This window comes from Enemella evansiae, assembly GCF_002250705.1.
Taxonomy (GTDB): Bacteria; Actinomycetota; Actinomycetes; order Propionibacteriales; family Propionibacteriaceae; genus Enemella; species Enemella evansiae.
Genome location: NZ_NMVP01000036.1, coordinates 182,890 through 209,114, shown reverse-complemented (window position 1 = coordinate 209,114; position 26,225 = coordinate 182,890). Strand labels below are relative to the sequence as shown.

General features: G+C 69.5%; 22 protein-coding genes and 2 pseudogenes. 15 read left to right on the top strand and 9 right to left on the bottom strand.

Annotation, left to right across the window (positions count from 1 at the left end; translation table 11 throughout):
- The 4 genes and pseudogenes from BI335_RS21645 to BI335_RS19075 all read left to right on the top strand — a co-directional run.
- Positions 1-932: pseudogene (locus tag BI335_RS21645) on the top strand (hypothetical protein); the annotation flags it as partial.
- Positions 922-1,260 (top strand): annotated as a pseudogene (gene purS, locus BI335_RS19085) (phosphoribosylformylglycinamidine synthase subunit PurS); the annotation flags it as partial. The pseudogenes BI335_RS21645 and purS, both read left to right, overlap by 11 nt.
- Entirely contained in the window at positions 1,257-1,940 is a 684-nt protein-coding gene (purQ, locus tag BI335_RS19080) for a phosphoribosylformylglycinamidine synthase subunit PurQ (protein ID WP_094432849.1), read from the top strand. The pseudogene purS and the gene purQ, both read left to right, overlap by 4 nt.
- Before the next feature lie 507 nt (positions 1,941-2,447).
- Positions 2,448-2,972: a hypothetical protein gene (locus BI335_RS19075; protein ID WP_094432847.1), complete on the top strand. Its 525-nt coding sequence runs from the start codon at positions 2,448-2,450 to the stop codon at positions 2,970-2,972.
- 25 nt (positions 2,973-2,997) lie between these two features.
- Here the strand turns inward: BI335_RS19075 and BI335_RS19070 are convergent, their stop codons facing one another.
- From BI335_RS19070 to BI335_RS19045, 6 genes are read right to left on the bottom strand one after another with little or no spacing between them, the layout of a single operon-like run.
- Positions 2,998-4,476, bottom strand: a complete 1,479-nt coding sequence (locus BI335_RS19070) for a mannitol dehydrogenase family protein (RefSeq protein ID WP_094432845.1) — start codon at positions 4,474-4,476, stop codon at positions 2,998-3,000.
- Between the two features lie 31 nt (positions 4,477-4,507).
- On the bottom strand, positions 4,508-5,458 hold the full coding sequence (locus tag BI335_RS19065) for a carbohydrate kinase family protein (RefSeq protein WP_094432843.1): 951 nt from the start codon (positions 5,456-5,458) through the stop codon (positions 4,508-4,510).
- A 21-nt stretch (positions 5,459-5,479) separates the two neighbouring features.
- The gene (locus BI335_RS19060) at positions 5,480-6,244 is read right to left on the bottom strand and encodes an SDR family NAD(P)-dependent oxidoreductase (RefSeq protein WP_094432841.1); all 765 of its coding nucleotides are present in this window, start codon (positions 6,242-6,244) and stop codon (positions 5,480-5,482) included.
- Positions 6,245-6,247: 3 nt separating this feature from the next.
- Entirely contained in the window at positions 6,248-7,081 is an 834-nt protein-coding gene (locus tag BI335_RS19055; protein WP_229119693.1) for a carbohydrate ABC transporter permease, read from the bottom strand.
- Complete coding sequence (locus BI335_RS19050; protein ID WP_229119692.1) at positions 7,078-8,061, bottom strand: carbohydrate ABC transporter permease; 984 nt, start codon at positions 8,059-8,061, stop codon at positions 7,078-7,080. The genes BI335_RS19055 and BI335_RS19050 overlap by 4 nt, the downstream gene beginning before the upstream one ends.
- Positions 8,058-9,500, bottom strand: coding sequence for an ABC transporter substrate-binding protein (locus tag BI335_RS19045; RefSeq protein WP_094432839.1), 1,443 nt, complete (start codon positions 9,498-9,500; stop codon positions 8,058-8,060). Before BI335_RS19045 ends, BI335_RS19050 begins: the two co-directional genes overlap by 4 nt.
- A 237-nt stretch (positions 9,501-9,737) precedes the next feature.
- Here BI335_RS19045 and BI335_RS19040 point away from each other — a divergent pair, with 237 nt between their 5' ends.
- Genes BI335_RS19040 through BI335_RS19030 form a run of 3 tightly spaced genes read left to right on the top strand, consistent with a single transcriptional unit; the run spans position 9,738 to position 13,149 of the window.
- A complete protein-coding gene (locus BI335_RS19040; protein WP_094432837.1) occupies positions 9,738-10,772 on the top strand; it encodes an NAD(P)-dependent alcohol dehydrogenase in 1,035 nt (344 codons plus the stop codon).
- A complete protein-coding gene (locus BI335_RS19035) occupies positions 10,769-11,758 on the top strand; it encodes a beta/alpha barrel domain-containing protein (RefSeq protein ID WP_094432835.1) in 990 nt (329 codons plus the stop codon). The genes BI335_RS19040 and BI335_RS19035 overlap by 4 nt, the downstream gene beginning before the upstream one ends.
- Positions 11,755-13,149 carry a xylulokinase gene (locus tag BI335_RS19030; protein ID WP_094432833.1) on the top strand — a complete coding sequence of 465 codons (1,395 nt, stop codon included), beginning with the start codon at positions 11,755-11,757 and terminating at the stop codon, positions 13,147-13,149. The genes BI335_RS19035 and BI335_RS19030 overlap by 4 nt, the downstream gene beginning before the upstream one ends.
- On the opposite strand, the gene BI335_RS19025 is transcribed toward BI335_RS19030, so the two are convergent.
- Together BI335_RS19025 and BI335_RS19020 are read right to left on the bottom strand one after the other, a co-directional pair.
- A complete protein-coding gene (locus BI335_RS19025; RefSeq protein WP_094432831.1) occupies positions 13,125-14,144 on the bottom strand; it encodes a class I mannose-6-phosphate isomerase in 1,020 nt (339 codons plus the stop codon). The genes BI335_RS19030 and BI335_RS19025 overlap by 25 nt on opposite strands.
- A complete protein-coding gene (locus tag BI335_RS19020) occupies positions 14,101-15,156 on the bottom strand; it encodes a LacI family DNA-binding transcriptional regulator (RefSeq protein ID WP_172421959.1) in 1,056 nt (351 codons plus the stop codon). Before BI335_RS19020 ends, BI335_RS19025 begins: the two co-directional genes overlap by 44 nt.
- Before the next feature lie 592 nt (positions 15,157-15,748).
- On the opposite strand from BI335_RS19020, the gene BI335_RS19015 reads away from it, so the two are divergent.
- Together BI335_RS19015 and purL are read left to right on the top strand one after the other, a co-directional pair.
- Positions 15,749-16,399, top strand: coding sequence for a hypothetical protein (locus BI335_RS19015; protein ID WP_094432825.1), 651 nt, complete (start codon positions 15,749-15,751; stop codon positions 16,397-16,399).
- A 74-nt stretch (positions 16,400-16,473) separates the two neighbouring features.
- Positions 16,474-18,756 (top strand): phosphoribosylformylglycinamidine synthase subunit PurL, encoded by a 2,283-nt coding sequence (gene purL / locus BI335_RS19010; RefSeq protein WP_094432823.1) that lies wholly within the window; start codon positions 16,474-16,476, stop codon positions 18,754-18,756.
- Positions 18,757-19,253: 497 nt separating this feature from the next.
- Here purL and BI335_RS19005 read toward each other — a convergent pair whose 3' ends face one another.
- Positions 19,254-20,639 carry an HNH endonuclease signature motif containing protein gene (locus BI335_RS19005; protein ID WP_094432820.1) on the bottom strand — a complete coding sequence of 462 codons (1,386 nt, stop codon included), beginning with the start codon at positions 20,637-20,639 and terminating at the stop codon, positions 19,254-19,256.
- Positions 20,640-20,988: 349 nt separating this feature from the next.
- Between BI335_RS19005 and BI335_RS19000 the strand changes: the two genes are divergently transcribed.
- The 6 genes from BI335_RS19000 (at position 20,989) to BI335_RS18975 (ending at position 26,151) form a co-directional block, all read left to right on the top strand.
- Complete coding sequence (locus BI335_RS19000) at positions 20,989-21,879, top strand: hypothetical protein (RefSeq protein ID WP_094432818.1); 891 nt, start codon at positions 20,989-20,991, stop codon at positions 21,877-21,879.
- A gap of 177 nt (positions 21,880-22,056) precedes the next feature.
- Positions 22,057-22,926 carry a hypothetical protein gene (locus tag BI335_RS18995; protein WP_094432816.1) on the top strand — a complete coding sequence of 290 codons (870 nt, stop codon included), beginning with the start codon at positions 22,057-22,059 and terminating at the stop codon, positions 22,924-22,926.
- A 151-nt stretch (positions 22,927-23,077) separates the two neighbouring features.
- Entirely contained in the window at positions 23,078-23,632 is a 555-nt protein-coding gene (locus BI335_RS18990) for a hypothetical protein (RefSeq protein ID WP_094432813.1), read from the top strand.
- Positions 23,633-23,797: 165 nt separating this feature from the next.
- Entirely contained in the window at positions 23,798-24,406 is a 609-nt protein-coding gene (locus BI335_RS18985; protein WP_208109287.1) for an RNA polymerase sigma factor, read from the top strand.
- A 112-nt stretch (positions 24,407-24,518) separates the two neighbouring features.
- On the top strand, positions 24,519-25,079 hold the full coding sequence (locus tag BI335_RS22335) for a hypothetical protein (RefSeq protein ID WP_267489874.1): 561 nt from the start codon (positions 24,519-24,521) through the stop codon (positions 25,077-25,079).
- 142 nt (positions 25,080-25,221) lie between these two features.
- Positions 25,222-26,151 carry a hypothetical protein gene (locus tag BI335_RS18975; protein WP_094432809.1) on the top strand — a complete coding sequence of 310 codons (930 nt, stop codon included), beginning with the start codon at positions 25,222-25,224 and terminating at the stop codon, positions 26,149-26,151.
- Positions 26,152-26,225: the final 74 nt, after the last annotated feature.

Below are 26,225 nucleotides of genomic sequence, written 5' to 3'. Positions count from 1 at the left end.
GCGCGGCGGGGCAACAGCGGCCGTTCGGTGGCTGGAATCCGCAGGGTCCGCCGCCGGGGGGCGGGCAGGGCTGGGGACCGCCCCCGCCCCCGCCACCCACCGGGCCGCCGCGACGACCCGGCAGCGGCGGCGGCGGGAAGTTCGGGATCATCGCCGTGGTCATCGGTTGTGTGATCGGTCTGGTGCTGACGGGGTTCTTCGTGTTGGGCCTGACGACCTCCGAACCGGCGACGCCGGGCCCGACGCTCGAACCGACCCCGACAGCGACGCCGAGGACTCGGCGTACCCCCTCGCCCCCGTCGACCGACCCGACACGTACGCCGAGCGCGACAAGCAGCAGCAGCTACGACTCGCCCTGCCCCACCCGCGAAGTGCCGGCGGTGGTCCCGGGATGGCGGGCGATCGCGTCGGTCAGGGATGGCGCGGCCTTCGACGTGCCCCGGGATTTCACCTTCAATGAGGGGACGCTCTTCGGCCAGGAGACCAAGGGTCGGCGGGTGCTCGCCCACTGCGCGACCTACTATCAGGAGCAGGCCTGCGCGTCCTCCAGATCGAGCCAGCGCGGCTCGCTGGGCCTGGTGACCTATGGCTCATCCAGCAACCGTGACGGGGATCCGGTCAAGTACGCCGAGCTGTGGGCTCAGGTGTCCAACAGCGACTACGACACCGGTAAGACCGGCGAGGTGCCCGCGCCGACCGTGACGAAGGTGCGCACCGCCTCCGGTGGCGAGGCGACGGTGGCGACCGTGGAGGCGGTGGACACCACGCCGAGCAAGGACTGCCCGGCGCCCCGATTCCGGGTCACGGTGGTCGGGATCGACCTGCCGAATGGCCGCAAGGCGCTGCTGGTGATCGGCACCGATCGCGGTACCGACAAGGACCTTCCCGACGACATCGAGAAGCGCATCATCACCAGCCTGCGGCCGCTCTGAGCAGTGCCGTGGAGACGATAGGATCGCGGTCATGGCGCGTGTAGTCGTGGAAGTGATGCCCAAGCCCGAGATCCTCGACCCCCAGGGGAAGGCGGTGACCGGGGCGTTGGAGCGGCTCGGATTCTCGGGTCTGCAGGTACGCCAGGGCAAGCGGTTCGAGATCGAGGTGGAGGGCGAGGTCACCGATGCGGTGGTCGCCAAGGTCCGCGACGCCGCCGACAAGCTGCTCGCCAATACCGTGATCGAAAACTTCGAGGTGCACGTCGAGAAGCAGCCGGTCGCGGAGAAGGCGCAGAACGAGGAGCCCACGAAGGAAGCGACGAAGTGACCCCGACCATCGGCATCGTCACCTTCCCCGGTTCCCTCGACGACCACGACGCGCTGCGCGCGGTCGAGGTCTGCGGTCTGTCCGCCAAGCCGATCTGGCACGGATCGGAGACCCTCGAGGGCATCGACGCGGTGATCCTGCCGGGTGGCTTCTCCTATGGCGACTACCTGCGTGCCGGCGCGATCGCCCGGTTCTCACCGGTGATGGGGGAGATCATCCGGCGCGCCGAGCAGGGGATGCCGGTGCTCGGCATCTGCAACGGCTTCCAGGTGCTCTGCGAGGCGCACCTGCTGCCCGGTGCGCTGATCCGCAACGACGTGCGCACCTTCGTCTGCCGGGACCAGCTGCTCCGCGTCGAGTCGGTGGACACCGTGTGGACCAATGCCTTCAGTCAGGGCCAGGAGATCTCCATCGTGTTGAAGAACGGCGAGGGCAACTTCCAGGCCGACCCCGAGACCGTACTCCGACTCGAGGGTGAGAATCAGGTCGTTTTTCGCTACCTGCAAGGAAACCCCAATGGGTCGGTGAACGATATCGCCGGGATCACCAACGAGCGCGGCAATGTCGTGGGGCTGATGCCGCACCCCGAGCACAACGTCGAGGAGCTGACCGGCCCCACCCTGGATGGGCGCGGCTTCTTTTCCTCGGTGTCACGGTTCCTGGAGCGCGTCGGCGTCTGAGGCCGAGCCGAACCAAACGCGCTCGCACCGACAGGCTGGAGATCGGCCAACAGTCCACCAGCGAGCGGCCCTGACCGGGTGGCGGGTTAGCCTGTCGGGGTGACCGGGCCAGGAGTGAGCGAGCGTCTGCAGACCTCGTGACCGGTTCGAATCCCGCGGATCCGCCAAGCGAGCCTGACCGGGGAGCGTACGCGGCCCCGACTTCACCCCGCCCGGGGAGTTGCCCGACCCGCCACCGACCGAGGAACCCGCCGCGGCGCCGCCTCCGCTCCCGCGAAACGACTCGCCGGCGCGAGGTGTCGGTGGCTTCCGGCTGGGCCGCTGGCCACTCGCCGGGTTGGCGCTGGCGGCCTGTCTGCTGCTCTCCCTCGGTGCGGGCAGGATCGACTGGCTGAGCAGCCATCCGACTTCGGTTCCACGATTCCCCTGCCCAGCCGCCCGGGCAATGCACCGCGAGGGGCGACTCCCGTACCGGTCCCCACGCTGCCGGGCAGAGGTCCCGGCTGGGTGGCGGTGCCCGACTTCGGCAACACCGTCGCGTACGAAGTGCCGCAGGAGTGGTTGCGTTTCCAGCAGGGGACCCTGCGCGGGGATCGCCAGTTCGTGCGTACCTCTACCCAGCCCGTCCCCTGGGGCGGCCCGTCCGCGATCGGCGCCCAGGTCGGGTTCATCGTCCCGGCACCCTCGTGGAAGGTCAGCTCACCCGGTGCGACACCGTCGGTGATCCCCGCACAGCCGATCGGATCGGCGCGTCAGGAACTGCAACGGTGGCTCGGTTCCTTGCCATCGGGGTCCCAACCCTTGCGACCCGGACCGGACCGGACCGTGCGGACAGAGCGGGGGCTCGAGCTGGCCACGGCCGAGCAGGGTGATCGGGTCAGCACCTGCCACGGGCCCGTGCGGCACAGCATCGCGGTGGTCACCGTGCAGGGCCGCCACCACGCGATCCCGTTCGTCGTCCCGGTCGACGGTCCGGGCAAGTTGCCGCCGGAGGTGGAGGACCGCCTGATGGGCGGCATCCGGCCGCTCTGAGCCCGGGCTTCCAGGCCCGAGTCCGTCACGACCGGCCGAGCAGCTCCCGCAGGGTCTCCCGCGCACCGACAGCGTGCAGCCGACGCAGCCAGTGCAGATAGCTCGCGGTGAACCGCTCGTTCTCCACCAGATCACCGAAGAAGGAGCGGTCGCGCAGGAACGCGAGCTCGTCCTCGCCCTGGCGGGCTGCCGCCGCCATCACCTTCTCCTTCCACCGGTCCACCACCTCGATCGGCTCTCCCTGCTCATCGACCCCCTCGGCATAGCGCGCCCAGGCGGCCACGACCAGGGCCGAGCGCTCGATCTCGCCACCGCTGGCCAGGTTTTCCCGGATCACCGGCACCAGCCACTTGGGGATCCGATCCGAGCTCTCGAGGCAGAGCCGGGCCAGATGGTCGCGCACCTCCGGGTTGGCGAACCGCTCGATCAGCCGCCGGCGATAGGCGTCGATGTCGACCCCGGGGACCTCCGGCAGCGTGGGCGTACCCTCGCGTTCCATGTAGCCCAGCAGGAAATCCACGAACTCGGGGTCGCTGCAGACCTCGTGGGCATACCGGTATCCGCACAGGTAACCCAGATAGCACAGGGCCTGGTGGCTGGCGTTCAGCAGGCGCAGCTTCAGCAGCTCGTAGGGGACCACGTCGTCGACCAGCTGGACGCCGACCTCCTCGAACGGCGGGCGGCCGAGTCCGAAGTCGTCCTGCAGCACCCACTGGGTGAACGGCTCGCACACCACCGGCCAGGCGTCGTCCACGCCGAGTGCGCCGACCCGCTCCAGGTCCTCGGGTGAGGTGACCGGGGTGATCCGGTCGACCATCGAGTTGGGGAAATGGACCTCGGCAGCGATCCAGGCGGCCAGCTCGGGATCCTGACGGCGGGCGAACTCGCCGATCATCTCCCGGGCGACGTCACCGTTGCCCGGCAGGTTGTCGCAGGACATCACCGTGAACGCCGGTACGCCGGTTTCCCGGCGACGGCGCAGCGCCTCGGTGATGAACCCGAAAGCTGTGGTGGGCAAGGATTCCCGCGCGATGTCCCGTTGCAGCGCCTCATCCGGATCGAACTCCCCGGTCGCCTGGTTGACGTGATAGCCGCCCTCGGTGATGGTCAGGCTGACGATCCGGGTGGCCGGGTCACACGTCCGCTCCAGCACGGCCTCGGGGTCGTCGGCGGCGAGCAGGAAGTTCAGGATCGACCCGATCACCCGAGGCTCCAGGGTGCCGTCGGGGTGTTTGAGCACCAGCGTGTAGAGGCCGTTCTGGGGCCCGAGCGCGTCGCGCATCCGGGCATCGGCGCTCATCGTGCCGACGCCGATGATCCCCCAGTCGAGCGCCTTCCCCTCGTTCATCAGTCGGTCCAGATACATCGCCTCGTGAGCGCGGTGGAAACCGCCGACGCCGAAGTGCACGATGCCCGGGGTCACCTCGAGCCGGTCGTACGCCGGGCCGGGGACGGCCTCCGGCAACTGATTCCGGGTGGCCTCGGACAGCTTGCTGGGGTTCATTCGATTTCTCCTTGTCAGAAAGGCGGTCGGCTCAGTTCAGGGGGTCACCGGCGACGTGCCGAGCGGCGACCCGGACGGCACCCTCGGCCGCCTCACGCACCCCGGCGCCGGTGCACAGGCCGTGCAGCAACCCGGCCGTGGCGATGTCGCCGGCGCCGGTGGTGGTGACGATTCGGCGGGCGGGGACGGTCGGGACGAACTCGCGCGTCGGGCGTACGCCAGGAAGGGCGAGCTGGTCCACCCGATCTCCTGTGCACACGGCGATTCCGCACTGCCCACCGGTGACGGCCGCGACCCCCACCCCCATCCCGACCAGTCGCTCGGCGGCGTCGGCGAGTCCGGCCGGGTCCGCCTCCAGTTCCCAACCGAGGGCGGAGGTGAGGTCGTCCAGACTGGGGCTGAGCACGTCGATCAGCGGGAGCCAGCGAGCCAGCAGCTCGGCGTACGGGATCGACCCGGCCTGACGCGGGTCCACCACCGCCAGATCGACGGAGGTGACGATTCCTTGTTCCCTGGCCCGGGTCAGCAGGACGGTCAGCGCCTCGCCCCCGTCGGCGAGCAGCCCGGGCAGCAGGCTCGGATATCCCACGTGCAGCAGGTCGATCCCGTCCAGATCCAGCTCTGCCCCGGTGAACGCGTCGTTGGCTCCGGTGCAGTGCCAGAAGGTGCGGTCCCGTCCCGGGGGTTGCGCGACGATCGAATAGGAGGACGGGAGGTGCGTCCGGGACAGTTGGCTGGTGTCCATCCCCGCCTGCTCCAGCAGCTGGGTCAGCACAACGGCGAGATGATCGTCACCCACGGTTGCGGCGGCCGCGACGTCCAACCCCAGGGTGCGCAGAGCCTCACCGGTGGTGGCCACCGCGCCGCCCAGCCGCGGAGTCATCGCCCCGACGTCATAGAGATGGCCGGCTTCGAGACCCGGTTGGTCGTCGAGCTCGACGAACAGGTCGATGCAGAGGTGACCGGCCACCAGAACCCGCATTTTCCCTCCCTGCACTCGAGTTCAGAACAACGTGTAACCGCCGTCGATGACCAGGACGGTACCCGTCATGAACGCCGACGCGTCCGAGGCGAGATAGACCAGGGTCGGACCCAGTTCCTCGGGTTCGGCAGCGCGCTGCTGGGCGGCGTCGTCGATCCACCGGGCCTTGAACTCCGGGTTGTCCACCGGCGCCATCTCGGTGCGGATGTAGCCGGGCGCCAGCGCGTTGACCCGGATGTGGAGCGGCGCCCACTCCGCCGCCAGCGACTTGGTGAGCTGGTGCACCGCGGCTTTCGAGGCGTTGTACGCCGGCTGCCACTGCGGCCGGTTCACGATGATCGACGAGATCGAACCGATGTTGACGATCGTGCCACCGCCCTGATCCGCCATCACCCGCCCGGCCGCCCGGCTGAGCCGCCACAGCGCCCGCACGTTCACCTCGAAGACGTGGTCCCACTCCACGTCGGTGACCTCCAGGGCGGGCCTGTGGATGCACACGCCGGCGTTGTTGACCAGGATGTCCATCCGCCCACCCAGGGCCACGGTCGCCTCCTTGACCAACCCGTCCGGATCAGCCACCACGTCGCCGGTCACGGACAGCACCGAGAGCCCCTCGCCGGTGAACTCGTCCACGACCTGACGGTTGAGCGACTCGTCGCGGGCGGTGAAGCAGACCGTGGCCCCCGCCTCGGCGAGCGCCCGGACCAGCGCCTTGCCGATACCGCGATTACCGCCGGTGACGAAGGCCGTGCGGCCGGTCAGGTCGAATGCCGAAAGTACTGTCATGGTTCACTCTCCCGTCACAGCGCCCAGGGACAGACCGGTGACCAGGTGTCGTCTTACGGCCAGGCCGGCGAACAGCATCGGCACGGCGACGACCACGCCGAGCGCGCAGAGCAGACCCCAGTCGACGCCACTCTGGGTGACCAGGGCGCCCGCCGCCATCGGCATGGTCGAGCTGCCCGGACCGCCGAGCGCGGAGCTGAACGCATAGTCGTTCCAGGCGAAGACCAGGCACAGCACCGCGGTGGTCACCACGCCGGGCATGGCGACCGGCAGGGCGATGCTGCGGAACGCCTGGATCTTGTTGCAGCCGTCGACCAGCGCCGCCTCCTCGATCGACTTCGGCACCTGTTCGAAGAACGCGCTCATCATCCAGATCGCGAACGGCAGGTTGAACGACAGGTAGGCCAGGATCAGCCCGGGCAGGGTGTTGACCAGCCCGGCGGTGCGGAACATCACGAACAGCGGCACGATAACCGCGGCGATCGGGGCCATCCGGGTCGAGATCACCCAGAAGGCAACGTTCGACTTGAAGCGGGACCGCCAGTGCGCCATTCCATAGCCGGCCAGGCAGCCCAGCACCACGGCGATCAGGGTGGAGACGCCCGCGGTGATCACGCTGTTCACCAGGAACGAGCCCACCTTGTTGCCGCCGAAGAACAGGTTGTGGAAGTTGTCCATGGTCGGGGCGAAGAGCAGCACTGTCTGGTTCGTCCGGATCGCGCCCTGCGGTTTGAACGCGGTCAGGATCATCCAGGCGATCGGCACGGCCGACCAGAGGGCGATCAGCACGGTCAGGATCAGGGTGATCACCCGACCCAGCGGGGTGGTGCGAGTCACTGGCCCGGTCCTTCCAACTTGGCGTGGGTGGGTTCCTTGTCCGCGAACAACTTCACGAACAAGGTGGCGATGATGTTGGAGAAGATCAGCATCATGATTCCGACGACCGCGGCCCGTCCGATCTGGTCGTTGAACCGGAACGCGAGCTCATACAGCTTCAGCGGGATGATCTTGGTCGAATCGGCCGGACCGCCGTTGGTGGTGGCGGTGATGATGTCATAGAAGCGGACGGCGTCCATCGAGCGCACCAGCAGCGCGACGAGCATGACCCCCTTCATCTGCGGCACCATGATGGTGAACAGGGTTCGGAAATAGCCTGCGCCGTCGACGGATGCGGCCTCCAGGGTGGAGGGCGGCACCGAGGTGAGCCCGGCCAGCATGATCAGCGCGATCAGCGGGGTCCACTCCCAGACGTCGATCATGATGATCGTGGGGAGCGCGGTGGACGGTTTGGCGAACAGGTCCACCGGCAGGCCCACCGCGGACAGCATCTGTGCGTAGAGGCCGATGGTGCCGTCCAGCATGAACCGGCCGAGCAGGCCGACGATCACCGGCGCCAGGAACATCGGCAGCAGGACGATCGACAGCATCACCGAACGCAGCCGGATCAGCCGGTTCAGTACCACCGCGAACGCGAAGCCGAGCGCCATCTCCAGCACGATCAGCGCGACGAAATAGACGAGGGTACGCCCCCAGGAGGCCCAGATGGAGGCGTCGGAGAGGACCGCGGCCCAGTTGTCGACCCCGTTGGGGGTGAGTCGGACCCCGCCCAGGGTGCGCACCTTGGAGAAGCTCATCGCGATCAGCATCACCAGCGGCACGATGGACAGCAGCGCCAGAAAGGCGAGTGCTGGCGCCATCAGCGCGAACTCGAAGGTGAAGAAGCCGGTGGGTTCCTTGAACTTCTTCTTGCTGGGCTTGCCTGCGGCCCCTTCGGGGCCCGCCGTCGTGGCGGGCCCCTCAGCGGTCGCGGTGCTCATCCCATGACCTTCTGCATCTGCTCGCTCATCCCCTTGACGGTGGCGGCGGGGTCGCCGTCGGAGGTGAGCATCTTGGACAGCTCGGTGAAGATGATGGTGTCCAGCTGGACCCACTGCGACACCTTGGGGCGCAGGCCGATGTTCTCGGACTGCCACGCCTTCTGGACCGCCTCGGCGGTGCGGATGTTCGGATACTTCGACGGGCTCTTGGTCTGCTCGGCCTTGACCTCCGGCATGTCATAGACCGAGGTGCGGGTGGGCGTACCGCCGCCGACCGAGGAGCCGAGGCTGGCCAGCTGGGTCGCGGGGCTGGTGGCCCAGTTGACGAACAGCCAGGCCGCACCCAGCTCGTTGCCCTTGGCGTTCTTGTTGATGCCGATCCCGGTTCCGCCATAGATGTTGGCCGAACGCTTCGGGCCCTTGGGCAGCCGGGCGTACCCGACCTTGCCGGGGAAGCTCTTCTCCTCACCCGCGGCGAACTCGTGCCAGTTGGGGCACATCGCGACCTCGCCGGCGGCGAACGCGTCGCCCAGACCGTTCCAGTCCCAGGTGGTCGAGGAGGGGTGGGCGATCTTCAGCAGCTTCTTGTAGAAGGTGGTGGCCGCGACCCCGGCCTCGTTGTTGATCGACACCTTGCCCGGGTTCTCGACGCCGAGCAGGCCCACCTCCTGGCCCTTCTCGAAGTAGTCGCCACCGTAGGCCCACAGGATGTTGGAGTAGTCGCACATCAGCGAGTCGTGCTGCTTGGCCTGGTGGCCGGTGCCGAACTTGACGTCAGCCTTGGCGTTCTTGTTGAACCACTCGGCGATCGCGAAGTACTGGTCCCAGGTGGAGTTGTCGCTGGGCGTCGGATCGAAGCCGAGGTCGGTCTTCATCCGGTCGCGATACTTCTCGAAAAGGTCGATCCGGTAGTGCCAGATCATGGTCGGGCAGTCGTAGGGGAGCGCGTAGACCTTCTTGTCGTCCAGGAACTTGCCCGCCGCCTTGAGCTGGGTGGGGATGAAGTCCTCGACGCCCTTCTCCAGCTTCGGATACTTGTCGGAGTTCATGAACGGGGTCAGGTCGGCCAGCCCGTCGGCCAGCGGCGCCAGAATCTGATACGGGTCGGCGTAGATCACGTGGTTCTGCGCGGTGCCGGAGGAGAAGTCCAGTTTCACCTTCTCGACCACCTTGTCCAGCTCCATCTGCTGGATGTTCACCTTGATCCCGGTCAACTGCTCGAACGGAGCCAGGTTGGCCGCGATTGCCGCCGAGGGAGAGGTGTTCTCAGAGATGAAGTTGATGGTGGCCCCGGAGAACTGCTTCCAGGGGTCCCCGCCCGAGTTGCCGCTGGGCAACTCCTGCTGCTCACCACTACAACCCACCACCGCCGCGGCGGCCAGGCCCAGGGCTCCGCCCAGAGCCGCCCGGCGGGAGAACGGGTGCAGGAATTCCGACATGATCAACCTCGTTTCGCCTGAGGACGGCTGCTGGGGCCGGCCAGAGTCACTGATGCGCAGGCGATCGGCTGAGCGCTTCGCTGCGCGATTGGATGAATCCATTACGACACGGGGAAGACAACGTTGTCAACGCCTGTTACCGTATTGGCTCGACGGACCTGGTCGGCCGGTCCCGGGTCAGGTGTTCGGATGGCCACCACCGCCGCTCCTGACGGAACTGTTGCAAAGGTGCACACCATGGATGTCAATGTCGAAGTGCCCCGGTCGATGCGGGCCAGCGTGCTCAAGCCAGACCTGACGGTGGTCCTGGAGGACCGACCCGTTCCACAACCGGAGGCCGACCAGGTGCTGGTCCGGATCGAGGCCGTCGGGGTCTGCGGCTCCGATGTGCACTACTACAGGCACGGCCGGATCGGCGGTTTCGTCGTCGACCGCCCGATCATCCTCGGACACGAGTCCGGCGGCACGATCGTCGCGGTCGGATCCGACGTAGACCCGGGACGGATCGGCGAGCGGGTCTCCATCGAACCGCAGCGCTCCTGCCGCACCTGCGAGTTCTGCAAGCGCGGCGAATACAACCTGTGCACGGAAATCGAGTTCTATGCCACCCCGCCGATCGACGGGGTGTTCGCCGAGTACGGGGTGATCCAGGCGGACTTCGCCCACCCGATCCCCGACACCATGTCGATGGACGCCGCCGCGCTGCTCGAACCCCTCTCCTGCGCCATCGCGGCCGTCCGGAAGGCGCACATCCAACCCGGCAGCTCGGTGCTGATCGCCGGCTGTGGGCCGATCGGCATCATCTGCGCCCAGGCCGCCAAGGCCTTCGGAGCGGGCGAGATCGTGATGACCGACCTGCTCGAGGAACGCCGCCGACTCGCCCTCAAGTTCGGTGCGACCAAGGTGGTCGACCCGGCCGCCGAGCAGTTGCCCGAGGCAAGCGTGGACGCGTTCATCGACGCGACCGGAGCGCTGCCGGCCGTGCGCTCGGGCATCGCCACGGTCAAGCCGGGAGGTGCCGCGATCATCGTCGGAATGGGCGATGAGGACATGAACCTGCCGGTCTCGGTGATCACGGCCCGCGAGATCGGGGTGACCGGGATCTTCCGCTACAACAACACCTGGCCGGCGGGGATCTCCATGGTGCAGAACGGCGTGGTGGACCTGGACGCACTGGTGTCGGGACGTTTCGGTCTCGCTGAGGTGCAGCACGCCCTCGACATCGACACCGACCCGGGGACGCTCAAGAGCATCATCGAGCCGCAGCGATGAGCGCCGTCGAGAAATTGGCACGGCTCCGCCGGCTGTCCCGCATCTGTGACCCACAGGGGTCGATCCGGGCGGCGGCCATCGACCACCCGGAGACCTTTGCGATCCTGTTCGACCGTGACCTGTCCAGGGTGAGCCACGAGGAGGTGGTGCGCTCCAAGCTGGAGCTGATCGAGGCGATGGCCCCGCACTGCTCGGCCCTGCTGCTGGATCCGCCGACCGCCTGGGGTCCCGCGGTGCTGACCGGTGCCGTCCCCGGTGGCGTGGGCACGATCAGCGGCCTGGAAGCGCTCTACTATCAGCCCGAGGGCGGGGATTTTGAACCACGGTTGAGACTCCGCGAGGGGTGGGCGCCGGAAGAGCTTGTCACCCTGGGGGTGGACGTCGCCAAGTTGGTGGTCTTCCACCGGGCCGACGACGACCCCGCCGAAACGGTCGACCGGGTGGCCGACGTTGTGCGGCGCTGCCACGCGGTCAACCTGCCGCTGGTGGTGGAACCGTTGTGGTACTGGAAACCCGGTGAGTCGCCCACCGATCCCGATCGGGTGCGGCGTCGCACAGAGAGCGTGATCGCTGCGACCCGGTTGTTCAAGCAGACTGGGGCCGACATCATGAAGGTCGAGTTCCCCGTCGATCTCGACCGCGCCGAACCCGCCGAGGCCGAGGACGCCTGCGCGCGGTTGCACGAGGCGGCGGACGGCCCGTGGGTGCTCCTCTCCGCCGGTGTCACCTTCGACGGTTTCGTTCCCCAGTTGGAAATGGCGACCCGGGCGGGCGCCAGCGGCTACATGGCCGGCCGGGCGATCTGGGGTGACGGGGTGGGGCGCCACGACGCGGCCAGGCGGGCGGAGGGGGCCCGCGTCGCGGTCGAGCGCCTGCAGCGCCTGAACGCGATCGTCGCAGCCAGTCCGCACCCGGCGTACGCCCGTGCGGACCACGCGTCCGCGGTGGACCTGGGTGAGGACTGGTTCCGGCAGGTGACGTCGTGAGGCTCGTCGCCGGGATCGACTCCTCGACCCAGTCGTGCAAGGTGGTGATCCGCGAGGCGGAGTCGGGCCGGGCCGTGCGGGAGGGCGCGGCGCGGCATCCCGACGGCACCGAGGTCCATCCGGACCACTGGTGGACTGCTCTGCAGGAGGCGATTCACGCGGCGGGCGGGCTGGACGACGTCGAGGCGGTGGCCGTCGGCGGGCAGCAGCACGGCATGGTCTGTCTCGACGAGTCCGGCGAGGTGGTCCGCCCGGCCCTGCTGTGGAACGACACCCGATCCGCCGGGTCAGCGAGCGAGCTGGTCGAGGAGCTGGGGGGTTCCGCCGCCTGGGCCGAGGCGGTCGGTTCGGTTCCGGTGGCCTCGCTCACCATCACCAAGCTGCGCTGGCTGGCCGAACACGAACCGCACAACGCAGAGCGCACCGCCGCCGTCGCGCTGCCGCACGACTGGCTGACCTGGCGACTGCGCGGCACCGGGCAGCTCGAAGACCTGGTCACCGACCGCTCCGACGCCTCCGGCACCGGCTATTTCGACGGGCGAGAGAACGACTATCGCCGCGACCTGCTCGCGATGGCCCTCGGCTCCCGCGCTGACGACCTGGTCCTCCCGCGCGTGCTCGGACCCGCCGACCCGGCTGGGGAGGCGTCCGCACTCACCGGGGCGCCGACGCTCGGACCCGGGTGCGGGGACAACGCCGGGGCGGCCCTCGGGCTCGGGCTGGACACGGGACAGACCTCGCTGTCGATCGGCACCTCGGGGGTGGTGGCGTCGGTGTCGGCGAAGCCGACCGCCGACGCGTCGGGCCTGATCACGGGGTTCAGTGACGCCACCGGCGCCTTCCTGCCGCTCGCCTGCACGTTGAACGGGTCGCGGATCCTGGACGCGGCGGCCCGGGTGCTGGGAGTGGATCACGCCGGCGTCAGCAGGCTGGCGTTGGCCGCCGCCCCCGGCGCCGGCGGACTCACCCTGGTGCCCTATCTGGAGGGGGAGCGTACGCCGAACCGGCCGGACGCGACCGGAACCCTGCACGGGCTGACGCTCGACTCGCTGACCCGCGAGAACTACGCCAGGGCAGCGGTTGAGGGGCTGCTCGGGTTGATGGCGTTCGGGCTGGCCGCGATCCGCGAGCAGGGGGTCACGGTGGAGCGGGTCACCCTGGTCGGTGGCGCCGCCCGATCCGAGGCCGTACGCCGGATCGCGCCCGCCATGCTCGGGCTGCCGGTGGACGTGCCGCCGCCGGGGGAATACGTCGCCAACGGTGCCGCCGTGCAGGCCGCTTGGGTGTTGTCGGGGGAGCGTCCACGCTGGGATCTCGGTCAGGTCCAGACGCAGCAGGCGGACCCCACCCCGCAGGTGCTGGAGCGCTACCTGTCGCTGGCCGAGGACTGAGGCGAGCCGACCGGGCTCGGGGGCCGACAGCGCAGCACGGTGATCTCGCCGCTGACCCGCAGCGGGCCGGCCCCGTGCGGGGTCAGCACGGTCGCGCCCCGCGCCAGCTCGACCGATCCGTCGGCCCAGTGCAGCTGACCGTCGCCGGCGATGGCAACGAGCACGGAGAATCCGGGCTCCAACTCCGCTGCTCCGGTGGACGCCTCGACCCGGAACCAGCGTCCGGCGGCCGAGGGGAGCAGGGATCCGGCACCCTGGTGGGTGACCAGCTCGCCGATCTCCCCGGCGGTCCGGGCGCGGAGGTCGGTCGCGGTGAGAGCGAGGTCCAGACCGAGCCCGAGCTGGCCCTCCCGGGGGCCGTCAATGGCGAACCCAGCCCACTCCAGCAGGATCGACAGGTCCTCGGGTTCCTGCACCTCGACCAGCAGCACTCCCTCACCGATCGCGTGCGGCATCCCGGCCGGGACCAGGACCGCGTCGCCGGGGCGTACCTCGAACGAGTGCAGGCTGCCCAGCAGCGCCGGCACGTCCTGGCGGTCCACCAGCTCGCGCAGCCGGGTCGCGGTGAGCTGTTCGGCGAACCCGAGGTGCACCACACCGGGAGCCAGAATCACCCACGCCTCGGTCTTGCCGTGGCGCCGGCCCAGGTGCCGAGCGGCGAACTCACCGTCGGGGTGCAGGTGGACCGGCAGCCGCTGGCCGGCGTGCAGCAGCTTGGTGAGCAGCATCGTGTCGGCCCCGAAGGCGGCCACGTGTTCCTCACCCAGCCACGCCAACGGGTCGGCCGTCACGGCGGCGCGCAGGGTCCGACCGTCCGGAAGCGTGGTCAGCCCGAGCGACTCCTCGCCGTGCAGGGTCGTGGTCGAACCGACCCAGTCCTCCGGCAGCCGGCCACCGTGCCACGGAATTCCCCGCAGGGCAGCGATCTTCTCGCCACCGCGATAGAACCGGTCAGCTGGCCGGTTGCCGGGCAGTGGGTATGGTCTTGAACTCACCACGTCCTCGCTTCGCCTTGATCACGGTCGGACTGGTCACCCGGCGTACCGGAGCGCTCGGGTCGGCGATCCGCTCGAACAGCATCTGCGCAGCAGTGGCGCCCATCTCCCGGGCGTCGTGGTCGACGATCACCACCGGTGCGTCGAGCACCGTGCTCAGCGGGAAATCGTCGAACGAGATGAGGGTGACCTCGCGGTGGCCACGAGTGCCGACCGCGGCTCCCATCGCCGCCACGTTGTTGCCGCAGAAGATCGCATCCGGTGGGGCCTCGGCGGCCATCAGCTCCCGGGCGATGGTGTGGGCCTCGACCGAGGTGTGCGCGCCACTGCGGATCAGCCGCTCGTCGACGGTCAGGCCGTGCTCCCGCAGTACCGCGATGGCGCCGTCACGACGCTGTGGCATCGTGCTCAGCTCATAGGAGTCGAAGATCATCGCGAACCGCCTGGCCCCGTGTCGGATGGCCTCGCTCACCGCATCGTGGGCGGCCGCCCGGTTGTCGAAGGTCACCGAATCGACGTCCACCCCGTCCGGTTCCACGTCCATCGCGACCACCGGCGTACGCCGGCGCACCTCGGACCGCAGCAGCTCATCCATCCCCGCCGCAGGCGTGATCAGGAGTCCGTCGGCTCGATGGTTCAACATCACCTCGAGCAGCTGGGTCTGGCGGTCCAACCGAGCCTCGTGCGAGGAGATCACCAGCAGGGCCTCGTGCTGCTCGGCCACCGACTCGGCGCCCGCCGCCACCGAGGAATAGAAGCGGTTGGCCAAGTCTCGGATCAACAGCGCGATCATCCCGGAACGACCGCTGCGCAGCAGGGCCGCCATCCGGTTGTGTCGATATCCCAGCTTGTCAGCCGCCCGTTGCACCCGCAGCGTCATCTCCGGGCTGACGTTTGGTTCACCATTCACCACCCGGGAAGCGGTCTTGAGGCTGACCCCTGCCTCCTGGGCGATGTCGGTGAGGGTGGGCCGCCTGGAGGGCGCATATCCATCGCTCCCGCTCTTCGCCACGAAATTCCCCTCTGATCGCCTGTCGGTCATGTTAGACGTCCACGATCGGCGACCTCCTCGACCACGCCCACCCCCAGTCCGACCCAGCCGTCAACCTGTCCAACCCGGCCCGCAGCAGGGTTGGCTGAGAACAAGCGAAGAAACCCGTTCCTGGTCAACCAATTCGTGGCCGGCGTACTCCTGCTCGGTGAACGCACCGTTCAACCAGGAAGGAGCCCCCAATGTCCATCCAGTCACGGTCCCTGCTGGCACCTGCCATCGCGATCAGTGCCGCCCTCGTCACCTTCACCGTGGCCCCGTTTGTGATCGCGGCCCCCACCCCCTCACCCGGTGCCAGGCGGTCCAGGGCTGCCCCGTCCAGTGCCGCCTCGACCCCGAGCGGGCGAACGACGGCGACCCCGAAGCCCACACCGCCCCAGCAACCAACAGCGTCCCCGACGAGGGCCGCATCCCCGGCCGCAACCGACTCTGCGGCAGCTACGCCCGCACCCACCGTGAGCCCGACTGCACCCCAACCACCAGCAGCACCCCGGCGCCACGGGTCCACCTGAAGGCCACAATCACCCCGCCGCGCTATCAGGGCGAACCGGTGATGGCGGTCGTCGACGGCCCGGCCGGTACGCCGGTCGAGATCGCGGTGATGGTCCAGGGCACCGGCCTCGCCGGCGGCGGAGGCAGCGGCACGATCGGCGCGGGCGGATCGGCGCGGATCAGCATCGCTCCCAGGGACGGTGGCTGGGTGAGCGGAGCGACCTACTACTTCCAGGCGTGGGTGACCGGCGACAAGGCCTCCGGTTCGACCCGCGGAACCTTCCAGATGACCACCTTCAACTCCACCGTCCGCAGCAGCGTGACCGAGCCTCGATGCGCCACCGATCCGGTCACCTACCGGTTCACCGGGGCCCGGCCGGGCGACCATGTCGAGGCCGGCATCACCCCGCAGGACGGGCAGAGCGCCTACCTCGGCGAGGGCTCGGTGGTGGTGAATGCCGACGGCAGCGGTTCGGTCACCATCGCCGCGCCAGCCAGGGGCTGGGAGAAGGGGCCCTATCTGGTCTGGGTCGAGGGTGAATACCACGATCACGGGCAACGGGTTGGCGCCTGGTTGTTCAAGTACACCGTCGACGGGGCCACCGGCGGCTGCAGCGCCGGGAGCAAGCCTGGCTCCACCGGCACCGGCACCACCGGGTCGGGCGCGGCCGCGGCCGAGACCACGGGAGGACTGCCGCACACAGGTGTCTGAGGAGCGCCTCGGCGGACCGGCCCGGGCCAGTCGGCCCGGGCCGGTCTTTCGTCGCGCTGCGATAGATTCGCCCCGTGGCCGACACCGTGACAAATGCCAAGAAGACCCCTGACGTCGACCAGCCGTGGGCCGAGCTCGGGCTGAAGCAGAACGAATACGACCGGATCCGCGAGATCCTCGGTCGTCGCCCGACCGGGGCCGAGTTGGCGATGTATTCGGTGATGTGGTCCGAGCACTGCTCCTACAAGTCCTCCAAGGTGCACCTGAAGAAGTTCGGCGAGCTGTCCCAGCAGACCGCCCGCGGCCGGATGCTCGCCGGGATCGGTGAGAACGCCGGCGTGCTCGACATCGGTCAGGGGTACGCCGTCACGTTCAAGGCCGAGTCGCACAACCACCCCTCCTACGTCGAGCCGCACCAGGGCGCGGCGACCGGCGTCGGCGGCATCGTCCGCGACATCCTCGCCATGGGGGCCCGCCCGATCGGGGTGATGGACCCGCTGCGGTTCGGTCCGCTGGACGCCGCCGACACCCGCCGCGTGCTGCCGGGGGTGGTGTCCGGGATCGGCGGTTACGGCAACTGCCTGGGGCTGCCCAACATCGGCGGGGAGGTCGCTTTCGACAAGTCGTATGCCGGCAACCCGCTGGTCAACGCGCTCTGCGTCGGCGTACTGCGGCATGAGGATCTGCACACCGCCCAGGCCTCCGGCGCCGGCAACCAGGTGATCATGTACGGCGCGGCCACCGGCGGCGACGGCATCGGCGGTGCCTCGATCCTTGCTTCGGAGACCTTCACCGGGGGTACGCCGACCAAGCGGCCCGCCGTCCAGGTCGGCGACCCGTTCATGGAGAAGCTGCTGATCGAATGCACCCTGGAGCTGTTCGCGGCCGGCGTGATCACCGGCATCCAGGACTTCGGCGCTGCCGGGATCTCCTGCGCCACCAGCGAACTGGCCTCCGCCGGCGACGGCGGGATGCATGTCGAGCTCGATCGGGTGCCGCTTCGGGACTCGACGCTGTCGCCCGAAGAGATCCTGATGAGCGAGTCCCAGGAACGGATGATGGCGGTCGTCCGGCCGGACGATGTCGAGAAGTTCATGGAGATCTGCCGCAAGTGGGATGTCCAGGCGACCGTGGTCGGCGAGGTGACCGAGGACCACCGGCTGGTGATCGACTGGCACGGTGAGACCGTCGTCGACGTCGACCCGAAGACCGTCGCGCACGACGGTCCGGTCTACGAGCGGCCCTACGCCCGGCCGGACTGGGCGGACCGGGTGATGGCCGATGATGCCAATGCGCTGGCCCGCGACAACGACCCGCAGGCGCTGCGGCGTACCTTCCTGAAACTGGTCGGTTCTCCCAATCTGTGCGACAAATCCTGGGTCACCGACCAGTACGACCGCTACGTCCGCGGCAACAGCGTGCTCGCCCAGCCCGAGGACTCCGGGATGCTGCGGATCGACGCCGAAACCGGCCTCGGGGTGGCGCTGAGCACCGACTGCAATTCACGGATGGCCTTCCTGAATCCCTACCTGGGTGCACAATTCGCGCTCGCCGAGGCGTACCGCAATGTCGCCACCACCGGCGCCCAGCCGCTGGCGATCACCGACTGCCTGAACTTCGGCTCCCCGGAGGATCCCGCGGTGATGTGGCAGTTCGTCGAGGCGATCCTCGGCCTGGTCGACGGCTGCAAGGTACTCGGTACACCGGTCACCGGCGGCAACGTGTCCTTCTACAACCAGACCGGTACCACCGCGATCCTGCCGACCCCGACCGTCGGCGTGCTCGGCGTCATCGACGACGTCGCGAAGCGGACCCCGATGGGCTTCGCCAACCCCGGCGATGAGATCTGGCTGATCGGTACCACCCGGGAGGAGCTGTCCGGCTCCGCCTGGGCCGATGTCGTGCACGACGGTCACCTCGGCGGTACGGTGCCGGCGATCGACTTCGACCACGAGAAGCGGCTCGCCGACTTCCTGGTCTGGGGCGCCTCGGTCGGACTGTTCACCTCCGCCCACGACCTGGCCGACGGCGGCCTTGCCCAGGCCCTCGCGGAATCCTGCCTGCGCAAGGATTTCGGGGCTTCGGTACGCCTGGGGGAGGGCGATCCGACGGTCGAGTTGTGGTCCGAATCCACCGGCCGGGTGCTGGTCTCGGTATCCCCCGAGCAGTCCCAGCGGTTCGCCGAGGCGGCCACCGGACCGGACGCCGGGCTGCCGGTGACGAAGCTCGGCACCGTCGGCGAGCGGGGGAGCGCGCTGCGGTTCGAGGGCCTGTTCGAGGTCCCCCTTGATGAGCTGCGCCGGGTCTGGCAGGCGCCGATCCCGGCCGCCATGGAGGGCGCCGTCGTCGACGCCTGAGCAACCACGCTCATCGAGTAGGCAGACAGACGGGGGCTCCGCCCCCCGTCAGCCCCGGCACGAAATCTGCGGAGCGAAGCGGAGCAATGGCTGCCGTGTCGAGATGAGCGGCGTCAACGATCGCGGTGAGCCAGAGGGCCTGGCGGACGCTGGGACGAGTCGCCCCGAGCATCCGGCGCGCCAGCAGCGCGCGGACACCCGGGGGGCGCCGCCTCAGGTGTAGCTGGACCGACGGACGGTCGTGCGGACCAGCGGCGGCGTAACCGGACGTGCAGTAGTCAGAATTGACCGGTCGGCAACCCCAGTCAGAGCGGGTTTGATCATGGACCGCTGGGACTACTGCACGTCCGATTACGCGAGCTGACCTGGTTTTCCCTCGAGTCGGCCGACCGGCGTCATCTCGACACGGCCGCCATTGCTTCGCAGGCTCCGCATGGCTGACTACTCGGGGATCGGTGGATCCGGGCTGAGTAACCGCCGTGTCGAGATGCGCTGCGTCAATGGTCGTCCCCGCCGGGGCCGATCGGGGTGGTGCGGAGTCGGTGCCGCAGGTGTCTGTGGGGTCGGCGCTTCGGGTCCAGTGCCCGTGGTGGCAGGAGTTCCGGCAACCGGTCGGTGGGGTTGATGCGGACTTCCCAGCGGTTCGGGTTGTGCAGCCGCTGCCGGGTGGGTTCGACGAGGGCATGGTGATGCGCGCAGAGCAGGACCCCGTTGTCGAGACTGGTCGGCCCGCCCCACCACCACGGTGTGATGTGGTGCGCATCGCAAAGCCGTGCGGGCCGGTCGCAGCCGGGGAACACGCAACCGCCGTCGCGGGCGACCAGGGCGGCGCGGAGCTCGCGGGTGAAGAACCGCTTCAACTGACCCACATCCAGCGGAATCCCGAAACTGTCGAGGACCATCGGGATGATGTCGGCATCGCACGCCAGCAACCGCAACTGCTGCGCCGACAGGAGCTGGCCGTTGACCTCGCTCACCCCCAGTCCGGTGACCAGTGCCCGGAGATCCACGGTGACATTGACCCGTGCTCGATCGGCACCACCGGCTGAGGCATGGTTGGCGTCGGCATAGGTGGCACAGAGCTCCATCAGGGCATCGGCCCGGCGCATCGCCCGGGACGGGCGCCCGCCGCAGACCCCACACGAGGGGCCGGGACAGTAACAGCCGCACGCGGGTGGGGCATCGGTGGTGTTCTGGTCGACGAGCGCGTCGAGCAGGGCGGCGAGCTTCTTCCCATCGGCCAGCGGCAGCTTCCCTTTGATGTTGGTGGATCCCATCCCGTCGGGGTGCAGGCGGAGTTCGCGGTTCCGGCGCGCCGCGGCCTCCTCGCGTTCCAGCCGTTCGCCGAGGATCTCATCGGCATGTTCGGGGTCGATGACCTCGATCAACCTCTCGCCGAGTCCGCGGAGATCGTCGGGCCCGAACTGCTCGGCGCACTGGACCATCGTTAGTGCCGCCGCGGTCTCCTTGTCCTTCGGGAGATCCGGGGGGAGGTAGTGCACGCTGGCGAAGATCGCCCGGGCCTGGTGGGTCGAGATCTCCGCCTCGGCCAGGGCTTGCCACACCGGCCCCGCTTGGGTGGTGCGGACGGCTTCGCGGATCGCGGCGTAGGCATCGTTCGAGGCGTGGGTGTGCTGTTCCTGCAGCCAGCGGCTGGTTTTGATCCCGTGGACGTGTTCGGTGGCCTTGCGGTGCTCGATGCTGGCCAGCGTGCGGGTGGTGAGAGCCTTGAGGCGGGAGGTGATCCGCTCACCGATGACCGCCAACTCCAGCAACTGTTCGTCGGTGAGCAGCCTGTCGCCGGCTGGTTCGGTGAGGGCGGTGTGCAGCAGGTCATCGACCGCGGTCGCGGTCTCGATGAGGGTGGCTGCACTGCCTGTCATACCTGCTGTTCAATAGGAGGGGTCTGACAGTCGCGGCCCGGATTCCCCGCCCTCACAGAAAAGTCCGGAAATCTGTGGACAACCTTTTTGGTGGGCTTGGCTTCGACTCGCTCGTTCCTCGCTCGCTCAGCCGGCGGATGGGGACTCGTCCCTCGCTCGCTCAGCCGGCGTATGGGGGTGGTTCATCTCGACACGGTCGCCATTGCTCCGCTCCGCTGCGCACGGCGACCTACTCGATGAACGTGAGCGCTGGGGGCGTTATCGAAGCGTTGCCAACTTTTCCACGACGGCAGGCATCTCACCGGGCGTACGGAGCCAACAGTGGCTCCCCAAGTCCAGGAGCAAGATCATGTTGAAGACCACGCGTACCGCCGCCATCGCCTCCGCACTGACCGCCGGCATCGCCGGTCTGGCGCTGAGCGCCCCGCTCGCCCTGGCGGCGCCGAGCCCGACCCCGAGCAGCACCAGCACGCCGAAGGTGACCGCCACCAGCACACCCACCGGCAAGCCGACCAAGACCCCGAAGGCGACACCCACGACGACACCGACCGGTGAGCCGACCCCCACCTCGACCAGCAAGCCGGTGGGGAAGTTCACGGTCTCGGTGACCGCCCCGGCATCCACGACCGGTCCCGCGAAGGTCAGCGTCACCGGGATCACCAGCGATGAGGTGATTGCCGAGGCTACCCAGCAGGGGCAGTCGAGAGTGGCGAGCGCCGGCAGTGCCTGGAAGTTCCAGAACGGCGCGGCCACGTTCGATGTTCCGGCCCCGAAGGGCGGCTGGGTCCCCGGCGGGTACTACCTGGTGAAGGTCACCGCCAATGGCGGCAAGACGCTCACCGAGGGCTTCACCGCGCCCGGCGGCAAGAAGGGCGCCGGGACGCTGACCCCGCCGAGCAGCAGCACCGCACCGGCCGTCGTCCGCATGAAGGGTCTCACCCCAGGTACGAAGATGTCGGCGTACGCCGGGCCGGACGGGACCGACGGCACCCCACTGAGCAGCACCTCGGGCACCGTCGGCAAGGACGGCACCATCACCCTCTCGCTGCCCGCACCGAAGGGCGGGTGGAAGTACGGCCAGACATACGCCGTGGTCGTCAACCAGGAGGGCATGGGCGATCACTACTACGAGGCCACCTTCACCTTCCGTGGCGGCAAAGGCACAGGCGATAACGGTGGCTCCACCGCTGGCGGCAGCAGCAAGGACAGCACCGGGGGTCTGGCCAAGACCGGCGTCTGACCCACCGAGGAGCGAGCGGCCCGTCCGAGTAATCGGGGGGGCCGCTTGTCGGCGTACCAGAGATCCGAGCGGAACCTTCCGGACCGAAAAGCCCACCCTCAGGCAACTTTTCCCGGACGTCGACCATCTCAACGGGTGTACGGAGCCGACGGCGGCTCCCGAATCAGGAGACAGACCATGAAGAAGAGCACGCGTACCGCCGCCATCGCCTCCGCACTGACCGCCGGCATCGCCGGCCTCGCGCTGAGCGCCCCGCTGGCCATGGCCGCGCCGACCGCGACCCCGAGCGCGACCGGCAAGCCGGCCGCCACCAACACGCCGAAGGCGACCGCCACCAACACGGCGAAGGCGACGAGTACTCCCTCGGCGACCAGCACCCCGACCGCGACCCGGACACCCACGCAGGCACCGGTCGGCCCGCTGTCGGTCTCGGCGTCGGCGCCGGAGTCGCTGACCGCCCCGGTCGTGGTCAACGTGAGCGGCGCGACCAGCGACACCATCTCGGCCTCGATCGGCGAACCGGGCACCGACAAGGTGGTGAGCTCGGGCAGCGGCAGGGTCGTCGATCACTCGGCACGGACCGTGCTGTCGGCACCGAAGGATGGCTGGATCCCCAGCCTGACCTATGAGGTGCGCGTCGAGGTGAACGGCACGGTCGTCACGAAGCACTTCACCACCCCGGCCGGCAGCAAGACGGGCACCGGCACGCTGACGCCGCCGAGCAGCAGCACCGCCCCGGCCGTCGTCCACATGAAGGGCCTGACCCCGGGGACCAAGATGTCCGCATCCGTCGGCCCCGACGGCACCGACGGCGCCGAGATCCGCAGCTACGGACCTGTCGGCAAGGACGGCACCATCACGCTCAGCATCCCGGCGCCCAAGGGCGGCTGGGTGGACGGCCAGAAGTACACCGTGGTCGTCGACCAGGAGGGCATGGGTGACCACTTCTACGAGGCCAGCTTCACCTTCCACGGCGGCAAGAGCACCGGCGGCGGCACCACCACCACCAAGGACAGCAGCGGCGGCCTGGCGAAGACCGGCGTCTGACAGGACCGGTACGCCGGCAGAGGTCTCGGTCGGTCCGGGTTCGGCTTGGGGAAGCCGGATCCGGACCGATCGTTTTTTTCACCCCGGCAGCCAACTTTTCGGTCTGGCCGGCCATCTCACTGCACACACAGTTCGGACAAAGGAGCCCGCCATGAAGACCCGGCACCGAATCGCCCTGGCGATCGCCGGCACCGCACTCGCCGGGGCCGCATTCGCCGTACCCACAGCGATCGCCGCACCAACGCCCGCCGCACCGGGCACCCCGCACGGCACGGTCACCCCAGCTCCCACCACCAGCCGACCGCCGACCAAGCCCGCCGAGCGGAAGCTGACCGTCAGCGTGCAGGCGCCCGGCAGCCTCACCGCGCCGGCGGTGCTGGTGGTCACCGGCGCCCGGCCCGGATCGCAGGTCTCCGCGGCGGCCGGTCGGGACGACCAGGCGCAGGCCGAGACCATCGACACAGCGCGCGCCGACGCCAACGGCCGCGCCGTGCTCCGACTCGCCCCGCCGAACGGGCGCTGGCCCGCCAACTCCACCTACCTGTGGGGTGTCGGCGGCGACTCACAGGGGGCCGGACACCGGACTGGAACCTTCCGCACCCCGTCCGGCGCGGCCAAGGCGACCCCCACGAAGCCCGCTGCGACGCGGAACCCCGCCGGCGCAGCGCGTGAGGCCAGCGGTGGCCTGGCCAAGACGGGCGTCTGAAGCGGCCGACAACGACACGGGACGGCCATACGATCAGCACGGGACGAGCCGGCAGCAGACCGAGCCGCCGTTATGCAACCGTTATTCGCTCGCGGAACGCACACCCGGACGGCGGACTCCTCCGGTTCGGACACGTCTGGCCGGCGGGCCTGACAGGAGGGGACGATGGTGGAGTTGGTGGTGGCGCCCATGACCGCGCTGCCCGAGCCGACCGACGAGATCCTCTGGCGTGGCCTGCAGGACCGCGTCGAGGCCGATTTCGCGTTCCTCTTCCGGCGCTACAACAAGCTCGTCTACAACTTCTGCTTCCGTGCGACCGCCTCCTGGGCGCTGGCCGAGGATCTCACCCAGGCGACCTTCGCGACCCTCTGGCGCCGGGCCTGTGAGGGCCGCGTCGACCCGCTGCGCCGGCAGTCCGCGGCGCCGATCCTGCTGTCGATGGCCCGGCACGAGGTGCTGAACAGCGCCCGCGGCGGCAAGCGTCGGCTCCGGCTGGCCCGGCGGATCGGCGACGAGCCCGGCGGCCCGCAGGACAATGTCGGCGACTGGCTCGCCCAGGAGGCCGGGATGGCCCGGGTACGCCAGGTGCTCGCCCAACTGCCGGAGAACCAGCGCGCGGTCATCGAACTGGTCGTGTGGAGCGGGCTCGAGCTGGCCGAATGCGCCGAGGTGCTCGGGGTACCGGTCGGCACGGTGAAATCCCGGCTGTCCCGGGCTCGGCAGAAGCTGGCGACCACCGAGGTCGCGCGGCTGCTCGGGGGTGACGAGGGATGAGCAACATCTCATTCAGAGGATGGAACCTCCGAGCCCGACCCGGACTCCTTCCGGGCGGTCAGACAAACCAGACCACTCAGACAACGCGGATCGGAAAGGAGGAGGCCCCGGCATGACAGCGAACGGGATGGACCCCAACCGGCCGAGCATCGACCCGCTGCGCGAGCGCGAGCTACCCGGGGCCGATGCCATGCTGGCGAGGATTCTTGCTGAACCCGCGGCCCGGGCAGGTCGGCCCGTGCAGCGCTGGCTGCTGCCCGTCGCTGCCGCCGCGGTGGCGGCCGGCCTGGCCGTCGGTGCGGCCGGTTTCCAGGTCACCCACGGCAACGGGTCGATGCTGCCGGCCGGTACGCCGACGCCGCCGGCCAGTGTGTCGCCGACCCCGGAGCTGCCGACACCGAGCCCGACGTCGACCCCGGAGCCGACCCCCACGCCCACCCCGCCGCCCGCCCCCCAGCCCCCGGCGCCGCGGCCGACGACCCACCGGCCGACACCGACCCTGACGCCGACACCCACCCCGTCGGTCACGCCGACCCCGATCCCGATCACCCCGGTACCGACCGAGACCGCCGAGCCCACGACGTCCCCGAAGCCGACCCGGACGACAACCCGGCCGCCGACCAAGAGCCCCACCAAGACCCGGCCGCCGACGCGTACCCCGGGCACGGCCTGACGGGCTGGCTCCGCCGGGAGATCGTCATCGAGTCGTGACCACGCCGGCGGAACTCCGGCCCGGTGGGCGTACTCCTCTCCGGTGACCGCAAAACCCGCCAGGAAAGGGAATGCGGCGATCCCTACGGCCCCAGGAGTCCATCATGTCCACCCGCAGCAGCCTCGCCCGACTCTCCGCACTCGCCGCCGGTGCCACCGGCGTTCTCGTCCTCGGCCTCGGTCCGGCACTCGCGACGCCCTCCCCGGTCGCGCCGGGTACGCCGGCGGTCACCGCTAAACCCACGACCAGCGCGAAGCCCACCTCGACCGGCAAGCCCACGCCGACCGCGAAGCCCACCAGCACCGGTACGCCGAAGGCGACTCCGACGGCGACCGGGTCCAGCACCCCGACCGCAACCCCGACCACTCGGATGAGCGTCGCCTTCCAGACCCCGGTCGCGTCCCGGGACAACCTCGAGGTGACCGTCACCGGGCTGGCGCCCGGCGGCTGGGTCGACATCGACGGCGGCGCGGTCGGCCAGGGTGAGGCCGCGTACCACTACGAGCTCCGGGCCGGCGTCGATGGCTCGGTCAGCGCGACCATCCCGCCGCCCAGCGCCGGCTGGCTGGTCGGCACCGACTACCGCTTCACCGTCACCAGCAACACCGGTCAGGTCGAGAGCACGACCTTCCGGGTGACCCGCAGCGCCCGGCTGACCGCCGACCTCCGGCTGCCCTCGGGCCCGCACGCCCCGCTGACCCTGGCGATCTCCGGCGCCAACCCCGGCGAACGGCTGGACGGCTCGGTGCTGCCCAATCGTCAGTCCGCACCCTGGGCCAACGCGCACCAGACCGCCGGGCCGGACGGGACCGCACTGCTGGTCTTCCCGGCACCCGCCGGCGGCTGGCCGTCCGGGGCCAACGGGAGTTACGACGTGACCGGCGATTCGGCCGGCGCGCTGGTCCGCGGCAAGTTCACCTTCCCGATCTGGGCCGGCACCGGCGAGCAGCCGAAGAACCCGGCCGGGCCCGCCTCGTCCGGCACCCGCACCACCCCGGAGGCCAGCGGCGGTCTGCCCAGCACCGGGGTCTGAGACCCGGCGGGGTACGCCCGGCGCTCGGGGCCGGGCGTACCCCGCTCGGACCGCCGCACGCTGACTAGAGTGGC

Coding starts and splice junctions, on each gene's coding strand:
- BI335_RS19070 (WP_094432845.1), bottom strand. CDS start 4,476: ATGAACCCCAGCAAGCTGTCCGAGGCCACCCGGAATCAGTTGCCGGAG.
- BI335_RS19065 (WP_094432843.1), bottom strand. CDS start 5,458: ATGCGGGTTCTGGTGGCCGGTCACCTCTGCATCGACCTGTTCGTCGAG.
- BI335_RS19060 (WP_094432841.1), bottom strand. CDS start 6,244: ATGACAGTACTTTCGGCATTCGACCTGACCGGCCGCACGGCCTTCGTC.
- BI335_RS19050 (WP_229119692.1), bottom strand. CDS start 8,061: ATGAGCACCGCGACCGCTGAGGGGCCCGCCACGACGGCGGGCCCCGAA.
- BI335_RS19045 (WP_094432839.1), bottom strand. CDS start 9,500: ATGTCGGAATTCCTGCACCCGTTCTCCCGCCGGGCGGCTCTGGGCGGA.
- BI335_RS19040 (WP_094432837.1), top strand. CDS start 9,738: ATGGATGTCAATGTCGAAGTGCCCCGGTCGATGCGGGCCAGCGTGCTC.
- BI335_RS19035 (WP_094432835.1), top strand. CDS start 10,769: ATGAGCGCCGTCGAGAAATTGGCACGGCTCCGCCGGCTGTCCCGCATC.
- BI335_RS19015 (WP_094432825.1), top strand. CDS start 15,749: ATGGCGGTCGTCGACGGCCCGGCCGGTACGCCGGTCGAGATCGCGGTG.
- BI335_RS19005 (WP_094432820.1), bottom strand. CDS start 20,639: ATGACAGGCAGTGCAGCCACCCTCATCGAGACCGCGACCGCGGTCGAT.
- BI335_RS19000 (WP_094432818.1), top strand. CDS start 20,989: ATGTTGAAGACCACGCGTACCGCCGCCATCGCCTCCGCACTGACCGCC.
- BI335_RS18995 (WP_094432816.1), top strand. CDS start 22,057: ATGAAGAAGAGCACGCGTACCGCCGCCATCGCCTCCGCACTGACCGCC.
- BI335_RS18990 (WP_094432813.1), top strand. CDS start 23,078: ATGAAGACCCGGCACCGAATCGCCCTGGCGATCGCCGGCACCGCACTC.
- BI335_RS18985 (WP_208109287.1), top strand. CDS start 23,798: ATGGTGGAGTTGGTGGTGGCGCCCATGACCGCGCTGCCCGAGCCGACC.
- BI335_RS22335 (WP_267489874.1), top strand. CDS start 24,519: ATGACAGCGAACGGGATGGACCCCAACCGGCCGAGCATCGACCCGCTG.
- BI335_RS18975 (WP_094432809.1), top strand. CDS start 25,222: ATGTCCACCCGCAGCAGCCTCGCCCGACTCTCCGCACTCGCCGCCGGT.